Below are 1,969 nucleotides of genomic sequence, written 5' to 3' on the forward strand. Positions count from 1 at the left end.
ACCACGCCCATCACAAAGCCCGACTCTGCATAGCAGTCCGCGCATATGCCGGTTGCGGCAATATTGGCATGGCCGCCATAAGCCGCTTGACTCATGCCGTCGAAATTTAGTGTGCCGTTGCTGGGAGATGGTGCAATTGACAGTCCTGCTTGATCTTTGAGGGCGTTAATCGTCGATAAAATTTGCGCTTGGCCTGGATCGTAAACATCCTTAAAAGCTTGAAAATTGTTTAGTCCGGCTGGGGTGGTGAGTGTTGCCGCGCTAACCCCGGCCGAAGCGGCCGAGACAATATCCACCAGGCTTAACACGCCATCATCGTAATTGAGCTGGTTTGCCATGGCTGCCGGCATACTAAATGCCGGCGTTGCCCCGCTGTAGGTGTCCCGGTCTATGCTAAACGACAACTCAAGCGTGTCCTTATAAGGTACGGTAAAGTCGGCGTGATAGACGTCAACCGCCATGCGATTATCGCTTTCCTGATAGTGGCCGTATTGAAAATTGGCTTCCGCTTGCGCAGCGGGTGTGGCTCCCTGGGCTTGGAGCCCTGGCAGTGCCAGAGCGGCTGAAGTCAGCGCGGCAAGCGCCTTGTGTTTATCGTTAATTACAGCCACAGCCGCCACCACTGCCATTCAATCCGCCTTGAGACGCTTCCTTGCTAGTGAAAATATGGTCGCGGAAATGGCTTAAGTTCGGTTTAGGATTAAGCGCCATATCTCTTTTAGCTAGATTGCCCCTTTCCCAGGGCGAAACTTCGGCGCATCCTGCAAGTGCACAAATGCCGCACATCAATAGCGCCTTAAAAAGTCTATTCAACTGGTCCATTGTTGTTCTGAAAGCCCTTACGGGTTGAGTAATGATTTGATTTGCTCTCTCAGAAGTGCCTGATCGCCTTCGCGGAAGCCCAAATGGATTTTTCTAACGATGCCGGATTTGTCGAGTAGGTAAGAAGAGGGCATGGCTTTAACGTCATATATTTTCGGGCATTCGCCTTGCGGGTCGAAGGCAATGGGGTAATTCACTTGATGCTCGGTTAAAAATTGGCTCACGGTGTCGCGGTCTTCATCGAGATTAATCGCTACCACCTCAAAGCCGTCCTTGCCCAGTTCCTGGTGTAGTCCATTGAAAAAAGGCATGGATTTGATGCAGGGAGGGCACCAAGTCGCCCAAAAATCCAGTAAAACCACCTTGCCTTTGAAATTGCTTGGATCCACTGATAGTTTGGTCTCTGAGAATACGGCCGGACATGCCGGAGCGGGTTGGCCCAGTTCAACTGCGGTTGTGGAAAAACTACCAAGCAATAATAACGGGAAGAAAAAAAGCGCTTTATTCATAAGTTGCAAAGGGGATAGGAATTGATTCCTGTAAGCAGGAACCGTACCTATTTAAGATTTGGTGGGCAGATAAGCGGGTTGTGCTTGGGTTTAGCGAGAAGTCATTGAGATTTGGGTGGTGTTCAGGCCCACGGGCTGATTCTTGGCAGGGGTGGTGCGGGGCATATCAAGCACTATGCGTGAGTTATTTAACATAGTTCATTTTGTTAGCATCCTTGCTGAGTTGTTTTTGAGGGGGTGATCGACGCTTTTCGTTATGATTATTAAAGGGTTAAGGAATATGGTCTGGGTTTTGCTTTAGAGTTTTTACGGGGATTGTTAGGAAATGGCGATTGCGTTGTCAATCGTTCAGTAATTCTTTGAAATTTTTTAAGTCAAAGGATGATGTTAGAGCAAATTTCAAATTTTAAAATTAACCCAAGAAAGGAGATTTGATAGATGAATCAGTTAAGCACAATCAGCGCATTACTGCTTGCCGGCATGGCGTCGGTTTCAGGTGCGGCTTCCGCGGCAACTACCACCACCACCCTCAACTTCGATGGCATGAATCAAGCGGCCTACGGCGGTCATGCCAATATTGCCGCAACCGGTGTTTGTGCCGACTGCTATGCCGAGTCCGGCTTTGTGATGGGCGTGGT

Annotated in this window: 4 protein-coding genes; 1 reads left to right on the forward strand and 3 read right to left on the reverse strand. The window is 49.2% G+C overall.

The features are described from left to right. The 3 genes from A1332_RS01700 to A1332_RS01705 form a co-directional block, all read right to left on the reverse strand. Nucleotides 1-629: DUF3570 domain-containing protein (locus tag A1332_RS01700; RefSeq protein WP_157203915.1), on the reverse strand; the 629-nt coding region annotated here is incomplete at its 3' end. Continuing rightward, complete coding sequence (locus tag A1332_RS26410; protein WP_081607889.1) at nt 598-822, reverse strand: DUF4266 domain-containing protein; 225 nt, start codon at nt 820-822, stop codon at nt 598-600. The genes A1332_RS26410 and A1332_RS01700, both read right to left, overlap by 32 nt. Nucleotides 823-839: 17 nt before the next feature. Then, on the reverse strand, nt 840-1,331 hold the full coding sequence (locus A1332_RS01705) for a TlpA family protein disulfide reductase (protein WP_064006852.1): 492 nt from the start codon (nt 1,329-1,331) through the stop codon (nt 840-842). 438 nt (nt 1,332-1,769) lie between these two features. Here A1332_RS01705 and A1332_RS01710 point away from each other — a divergent pair. Further along, on the forward strand, nt 1,770-1,969 hold a 200-nt coding region (locus A1332_RS01710; protein ID WP_157203916.1), incomplete at its 3' end, for a hypothetical protein.

The sequence above is a fragment of the Methylomonas methanica genome (genome assembly GCF_001644035.1).
Taxonomy (GTDB): Bacteria; Pseudomonadota; Gammaproteobacteria; order Methylococcales; family Methylomonadaceae; genus Methylomonas; species Methylomonas methanica_A.